Consider the following 8018-nt stretch of genomic DNA (forward strand, 5'->3'; position numbering starts at 1 on the left):
ATATACATGATCGAGCATTTTCTTGCCATCCCGAGTATTACCGTCTCGCCCGATACTCTCGATTTCGGAACGGTCTTCATCGGATTCCCTGACACGCTCTCCGTCAATGTCACGAACACCGGCTTCGCGCCCCTGCAAATAACGGGAATAAGCGTCGCGGGTGTCGGTTTTACAGCTAACACAAGTGTGTTTACCCTTGAACCCGGTGAAACCCATCTCATTGACGTGGCCTTAGCGGCTACATCCATCCAGGCCTACACAGGCTCATTGACCATTACCAGCAACGACCCGGACATTCCGACGGTGACCGTGGTTTTACGGGGCGAAGGGATACTCGCGCCGGCAATCGAGGTAACGCCCACCACCCTCTCCGCTGCCCTGTTCACCGGTGGGCAGGAAACTCAGGTGGTGCAGATCAGCAATACCGGCGATAGTGATTTGATCTACTCCCTTACCCCTGAATATGAAGGGGTGCAGGGGGTCAGTATCGAGCTTCTCGGCAACGTCGACTATCCCCAAGACGCGTCCGATGTATGGGGCTATTCCGCACCTGATGGCACTGAGCTCGCCATCATTGGTTTATCAACTGGCGTGTCGTTCGTGGAGGTCTCCACCGATCCTGCTCAATTGACGGAAGTTGCTTTCATCGAAGGCCCCTCCAGTATCTGGCGGGACATCAAGACCTACAGCCACTATGCTTACATCGTCACCGAAGGCGGCGGGGGGTTGCAGATCGTCGATCTGGCCGATCCCCAGCATCCCATCCTGGCAGCTACCTATGTTGCCTCTTTCTACCACGCCCACAACCTGTTCATCGATGAGGCCGGTTTCGCCTACATCGTAGGCAGCGACGCCGCCAATGGGGGGCTGCATATATTGGACCTCACCGATCCGGTTAACCCGGTGGTGGCCGGAAACTGGAGCGACCGCTACGTCCACGATGTGTTCGTGCGCAACAATACCGCCTATGCGGCGGACATCTACAGGGGAACGCTGGACATCATCGATGTCACAATAAAGTCAAACCCCACCTTGATCGCTTCTACCATTACCTCAGGGTTCTTCACCCACAACGTTTGGCTCACCGATGACGGCAACTACGCCTTGACCACCGATGAAGTGTTTGGTGGGTACGTTGATATCTATGATATTCGTGATCTTAACAGTATCACCAGGGTAGCCCAATACCGGCTGGATCCCAATCACATACCCCACAATGTGTTTGTGAAAGGCAATCTCGCCTATCTCTCCGCCTATGTGGACGGGGTGGTGATCCTGGACATTTCGGATCCCACCAACCCGGTGGCCGTGGCGCAGTTTGACACCTTCGAGGGCGACGGCTTCTATGATGGGGCCTGGGGAGTCTATCCCTTCGCCCGAAACAACTTGATTTACGTGAGTGACATACAGTCGGGTCTGTATGTGCTGGAGGTCCATGGCTGGCTGGGTACATCCCCTGATAGCGGTACCGTGGCTGCCGGAAGTTCGGTGGACGTGAGCGTAACCTTCGACGCTAGTGGTCTCAGCGGGGGCAGTTATGACGCGAACATGGTGATAGCCAGCAACGACCCGGTGAATCCCGAAATCATAGTGGCGGTTTCATTGGCAGTCACCGGAGCGCCCGATATTGCCGTTAGCGCTGATACCCTGGACTTCGGCCAGGTCTTTGTGAACGCAGCGACAACTTTGGAGCTGGCTGTGAAGAACGACGGCAGCGATCCCCTGTACATTACTGGAGTTGTGGCGGACCCAATCGTTTACACAGTGATCCCGCCCGTCGCCAATATCGACCCTACCGAGACTGATACGTTTCTCGTCACACTTGCTCCTACCTCCCTCGGCGACTATCCCGGCACACTGACCTTCACTTCCAACGACCCCGACGAAGAGACTCTGGTGATCATCCTGCAGGGGCAGGGGATACTGCCACCCATTATTGCCGTTTCGCCGGATTCGCTGGGTGCCGACCTGTTCACCGGGGACACTTTGGTCCAGCAATTGACCATCGACAACAGTGCCGGTGGGAGCGACTTGGTTTATGAGATTCTCGTCGAGGCCGTGGAACTAGGGCTGGCCCCCTCTGCAACAAAGCCAGGCCTTGCACCTTCACAGGCTCACACCACAGTAAGCCCTCGGTCGAGTTCGCTAGCTGATCTACTCGGCGACAGATTCAGAAGCAGGCACAGAGGAAAATTGGGTGTTCGTCAACGAGCAAAGTCGGTCCAAGGCACACCTGCAGGCCCAGCTGCATCTGAGGTTTGGCGCCTGCTTTACACCGATCCGCAAGAGTTCGGACCCGGATTTGACGTGCAACACGTGTACGGCCAGGTCACCCCCGAGGAAATTCTCTTCAGGCTGGAGGGCTACGCCCCACTGACTGATAGCATCTTCGGTATCATTGCCATAGACGCCGATCAAGATACCTTGACAGGCCTGAATATTGATGCCGTGACAGATTATGGTTGGCAATTAGGTATCGACTATTTGTTAGTGACTTTCCACCTATACAGTGAACTCCTGCAGTATGTGAGCTACAATGGTGATTGGGACTTTGAATTTGTCGATATTCCTACTTCCCAAATTGTAGAAATCGGCTCAAGCGACATCATCTTGGGCGTTGGTCGGGATCCTTTTGTAGGGTTACCTGCGCTCAACTTTGCAGTAGAAATGATTTCCGAACTTATAGAGATGGTCCCCGATCAAGGCCAAGGAAACATAACATTTCCCCTATCACCCCCCTGGTTGCGGTTGGGTACTCAGGCAGGTGTTGTACAAGCAGGGACTCAGGCCGATGTTTCTGTGGTGTTTGATGCTACAGGATTGTTTGGTGGTGAATATTCTGCCGCGATTCAAATCTTGAGCAACGATCCGGCTACGCCTCAGCTAACTGTGCCGGCCCATCTTTCCGTTACCGGTGCGGCAGATGTGGCTACTCCCATCGACTCAGTCGACTTCGATGTCGCGTTTGTCGGCTTCATCGATAGCACCATTTTCATATTAGAGAACATCGGTACGGACCTTTTGACAGTATCCGGCATCACGAGTGGCAGTGGGGAGCTCACTATATCGCAAGTGACCCTATCAATTCCGCCGCTTGCCAGCGACACCATTACGCTCTATCTGTTGGCCGGGAATACAGGAGCGTATAGCACCATGCTGACCATAAGCAGTAACGATCCGGATACGCCCGAGTTACTCGTGCCTGTATCTGCCGATGTTCTCCTGGCACCCGATATTCACGTGACGCCCACCGAGTTCACGCTGGCGGTCCATCCGGATAGTGCCCACTCAGAATTGCTCACCCTGTACAATAATGGGGGCAGTGAGCTCAGCTATGCTGTCTCGATTGCCTATCCGGACGATGGACTGAGCAAAGGGCAAGCGACTTACGATGAGGGTGGTCCGGATGCTTTCGGCTACCGCTGGAAGGATTCCAATGAACCAGGCGGTCCGGCGTTCGATTGGATTGACGCCATGGGTGGGTCACTGGCTTCTCTCAGCGATGACAGCTATGTCACGGGCATCTCCCTGGGATTCGATTTCTCCTACTATGGTCAGCAATACAGCAGCGTCAATATCATGTCCAACGGCTGGATCAGTTTTACTGATTTTGATTACTGGTTTCCCAATCAGGTCCCGGATTCGGATCAGGTCCCGGATTCGGCCCGCTATTACACCGGGGTCATTGCCCCCTTTGCTGGTGATCTCTACCCGCCCGGTGGCCAGGTGCTTTACCACAGCATGGGGAGTGAGCCCAATCGGGTCTTTGTGGTTGAGTTCAATGGTGTGCCCTGGTGCTGCTCCGGCCCACCCTATATGACCTTTGAAGTAATCCTGTATGAGGCTGGCGATAAAATCCGGTTCCAGTACTTTGATCTCCAGGGACAGACACCCTGGGCCATCGGCATCGCCAGCCCGGACAACTCAACGGGGCTGGGAAATGGTGGCAGCGGCATAACCTACATCGATCCGGCCATCGTGGGCGATAACTACGCCCTGGAGTTTTCCGCCCGCACCGAGTGGCTACTGGTGGAGCCGACGGCGGGATCGGTGGCAGCCGGCGATTCCGTCAATATTGCCATCACCACCGACATCTCCGAGCTGGATCTGGGCAGTTACAGCGCCCAAATCCTGGTCACCAGTAACGATCCGGATGAGGGGCAGGTGGCGGTGCCGGTCGCCTTGACGGTCACACTTGAGGTTGCTGCCGGGCTCGGCCTCCCGCAATCTTTCGCCCTCCATCAGAACTATCCCAACCCATTCAACCCGACAACCACCCTGCGGTTTGACTTGCCGGCGGCGACCCATGTGCGCATCGTGATCTACGACCTTTTGGGACGGGAGGTGGTTCACTTGGTGAACGGCCGCCTGGAGGCAGGGTATCACGGCCTGATCTGGAATGGAAGAGACACCCGGGGACGGGAGGTGCCCACGAGCATTTACATCGCCCACCTGATGACACCTGGGTATACAAAATCCATCAAGATGGTGCTGCTGAAGTAGGGGGAGCCCGCCCACTGTGGGCCGATCTGAGCCAGGAAAAGCCCGCTTTTCAGGCCTGAAATAGACTCCCACCCGGATACCTGCCGGATACGCTTCCTATCTTGCTGTCGGTAGGTCGCCGGACTGTTCATTTGGCGACATGCGATTAAGGTGACTCTGATAGGGGAATCCTGAGAAGCATAGGTAGGCACAAACAAGCAGCCTCCGTCAAGTAGCCCTCAGGGTGATCGCCTTGCGGGCTTTTGCTATCCAGCCGCGCTTCGCGTATATTTAGCTTAAGCACGGTGCCAATCTGATGACCCAACAGTCCAGACTCTCTGTCCCCCTCACCGAGCTCAAGCGCGGGCGTGCCATCCGCGTAGCGGCCGTATTTGGCGGTGTGGCCTTCGTGCTGGTCCAGATCATCGATGGCACATTTGAGGTGATGGGCTCATCAGTTATGAAATAGAACCGCATGAGTAATTTAATTCGCACAGCTTTAATCCCGACACATCTAAAGTTTGTGGTCGGTAGTAGCCCTTTGATCGCTTCGGCATTTGTGTTTGGCATGTTTTTTAAGAAAGCCCCAGGATCAGCGGGAACTTTAGCTCTGAATTCGTCGCCGATTATCTATGGGGTTTTGTTTGCGACGGCAGGTGATATCGCCTTTCTCAACCGGATGGCCATCACTTTCGGCATAATCCTGCTGGCTATGTATATTCTAACCCACATGAAACCCCTTGATGGGCCGAAGGAAATGCCCGCCCGGGAAGGCTTTGAAGCCGTTTCGAACGATCCGGTTATCATTCGTCTGGGTACGGGAATTATTGGCTTAACGGTCTTGCTTTATATGCTGTTTTGGTAAAGTTGCAGTACCTGGAGCGACCTCATCGGCGATATAATCCCCTTTCGGGAGAGTGGGTGCTTGTATCAGCGCACAGGCGCCAAAGACCCTGGCTTGGGGATGTGCAACCGCCAGATGAGACGCCTTTACCGGAGCGCAATCCTGACTGCTATTTATGCCCGGGGTCGAAGAGGGCAGGCGGCGTCATAAACCCCGACTACACTTCAACCTTTGTGTTCGAGAACGACTATGCAGCTATTCTGCCGGAAAGTACGGGGACAGGGCCAAAGATAGCGCCTTATGATTCGTTATTCAGTGCTGAAAAGGTTCAGGGCGAATGCCGGGTCATCTGTTTCTCTCCCCGGCACAACCAGACCCTGGCTGAGATGCCGAAGGGACAGATCAGAGCCTTGGTTGATCTGTGGTGCGAGCAAACTGTGGAACTGGGCGGACGATACAAATGGGTCCAGATATTTGAAAACAAAGGCACGATGATGGGGAGCTCCAATCCCCATCCTCACGGGCAAATCTGGGCGACTGATTTTCTACCCACTGAAGCCGTGAAAGAGGATAATAATCAGCGGCAGCATTACAGCCGGAGCGATTCCAGACTGTTACTGGACTATCTTGCCAGGGAGAAAGATGAGAAATCGAGGGTAGTTCTGGAAAATCCGCACTGGACGGTCGTGGTGCCATACTGGGCTGTATGGCCTTACGAGACCATGTTGCTGCCCAACAGTCCCATGAGTACGCTGCCTGAATTGGATGATGAGAATCGTAATGATTTGGCGGACATTCTGAAGAGAATACTGATGAAGTATGACCAACTATTCAATGTATCTTTTCCTTACTGTATGGGTTGGCACGGGGCGCCCGGTACACACGGGGCCACAGACTATTGGCAGCTGCATGCTCACTTTTATCCACCCCTGCTGCGGTCCGCTTCGATACGAAAATTCATGGTTGGATACGAGATGCTCGGAGAGCCGCAAAGAGATCTGACTGCCGAGGAAGCGGCTGAATCCTTGCGTAGGATAGATGGCTAGATTCGTGAAGATCGATTGACCATGGACTCATTTCCCCAGGCAAGCCAATCTGTCATTCGGGACATGCGGGCACAGATGGACTCCAACCACTTGCAGAACATATACGGCCCGGCATTTCCTCTTGATTATCATTTCGCACGTTTTGCGCGGGTGACAGAACACCTCAAGCGATCGCATAGTGTAACCGGTCCGATGCACCTTTTCAGTTCTCCAGGGCGAACAGAATTGGGAGGGAATCATACCGATCACAACCACGGCAAGGTTCTCTGCGCTGCAGTACATCTGGATACATTGGCCGCTGTGACGCCCATCGATGATGGAAAGATAATCTTGGATTCTGAGGGATTCGACACCGAGTTCCAAGTGGAGATTGAGGAGTTGACCCCCAAGGCGAAGGATGAAGGATCGATAACAGCCCTCATTCGTGGGGTGGCGGATGGATTGCAGGCCAGAGGACATCATCTTGGTGGGTTCAGAGCGGTAGTCGTTAGCGATGTGCCAGTTGGATCGGGACTCTCGTCTTCTGCCAGCTTCGAGGTACTCATCGGCGGGATACTCAATGAGCTGTACAACAATGGCCGCATTGATCCGATCACCCTTGCCCAAGTGGGCCAATATGCGGAAAATACCCATTTTGGCAAGCCGTGCGGTCTTATGGATCAGACTGCCTGTGCCGTTGGCGGTATTATGGTAATTGATCTTGCCGATCCGGTTAAGCCCCAGGTGCGACGCATTGATCTCATTTCAGGTACAGGGGATTACCAGCTCGTAGTGGTCGCCACCGGGGATAGTCATGCGGACCTTGGCGATGATTACGCCAGCATCCCTCATAATATGAAGCAAGTAGCCCGGTACCTGGGTGGTACAGTATTGAGAGAACTTGATGAGGATACCTTGCGCTCACGGCTGGCAGATGTACGGTACACCTTTGGCGACAAGACAGTTCAACGCGCCCTGCATTTCTTTGCTGAGAATAGGCGTGTCGAGCGTATGGCTGATGCTCTGGACGCTGGCAATATGGATGATTTTCTGTCTTTAGTGAAAGAAAGTGGACTATCTTCGCTTGGTACGCTTCAAAACGTCATACCCCCCAGCGGAGATGGGATGCATCAATCAGCAGCTTTAGCGCTATCTATCTCAAATGAATTTCTCGAGTCACACGGCCGCGGCGCCGCCAGGATTCACGGTGGTGGCTTTGCCGGGACTATTCAGGCATATATCCATCAGCAGGATCTGGAAAATTTCAAAGCAACCGTTGAGGCCGTATTCGGTGCGGACTCGGTATTGCCGCTCTCGATTCGCACTGAAGGAGTTTGCCAGGTCGGGATAGTTCCTTCGACATCTGGTATCCCCCCAAGGTTCGAAGCCGCTAGGAGCTAAACAATGGTAAGCAATCGCGACATTTTCTTCTTCGATCTACGCGGGTATTTGCTGCTGGAACAGGCGCTGTCGGCCGAGGAAGTAGCGGACATGAACGCCATTTTGGATGAGGCGCCGCCATTGGAGCCTGGTCAGTGGTGGGGCCAAGTACATGCGCACTGGTACAACGACACTAAACAACACTAAACTGCAATTAACCAGTAATGCAAAAAACCCTCGGATACCGGAGGGCACCGAGGGCTCTCGTCATGTAGCGGGGGTAGGAT

At 54.1% G+C, this 8018-nt stretch carries 6 protein-coding genes; all 6 read left to right on the forward strand.

Annotation, left to right across the window (positions count from 1 at the left end):
- Positions 1 to 4503: choice-of-anchor B family protein (locus IH971_10010; GenBank protein MCH7498171.1), on the forward strand; the 4503-nt coding region annotated here is incomplete at its 5' end.
- Between the two features lie 295 nt (positions 4504 to 4798).
- On the forward strand, positions 4799 to 4951 hold the full coding sequence (locus tag IH971_10015) for a hypothetical protein (GenBank protein MCH7498172.1): 153 nt from the start codon (positions 4799 to 4801) through the stop codon (positions 4949 to 4951).
- Positions 4952 to 4957: 6 nt separating this feature from the next.
- The gene (locus IH971_10020) at positions 4958 to 5347 is read left to right on the forward strand and encodes a hypothetical protein (GenBank protein MCH7498173.1); all 390 of its coding nucleotides are present in this window, start codon (positions 4958 to 4960) and stop codon (positions 5345 to 5347) included.
- Positions 5341 to 6372 carry a UDP-glucose--hexose-1-phosphate uridylyltransferase gene (locus tag IH971_10025; GenBank protein MCH7498174.1) on the forward strand — a complete coding sequence of 344 codons (1032 nt, stop codon included), beginning with the start codon at positions 5341 to 5343 and terminating at the stop codon, positions 6370 to 6372. Before IH971_10020 ends, IH971_10025 begins: the two co-directional genes overlap by 7 nt.
- Before the next feature lie 75 nt (positions 6373 to 6447).
- Positions 6448 to 7752: a galactokinase gene (locus IH971_10030; GenBank protein ID MCH7498175.1), complete on the forward strand. Its 1305-nt coding sequence runs from the start codon at positions 6448 to 6450 to the stop codon at positions 7750 to 7752.
- A gap of 3 nt (positions 7753 to 7755) precedes the next feature.
- Positions 7756 to 7938, forward strand: coding sequence for a hypothetical protein (locus IH971_10035; protein ID MCH7498176.1), 183 nt, complete (start codon positions 7756 to 7758; stop codon positions 7936 to 7938).
- Positions 7939 to 8018: the final 80 nt, after the last annotated feature.

This window comes from Candidatus Neomarinimicrobiota bacterium (genome assembly GCA_022560655.1).
Lineage (GTDB): Bacteria > Fidelibacterota > Marinisomatia > SCGC-AAA003-L08 > TS1B11 > JADFSS01.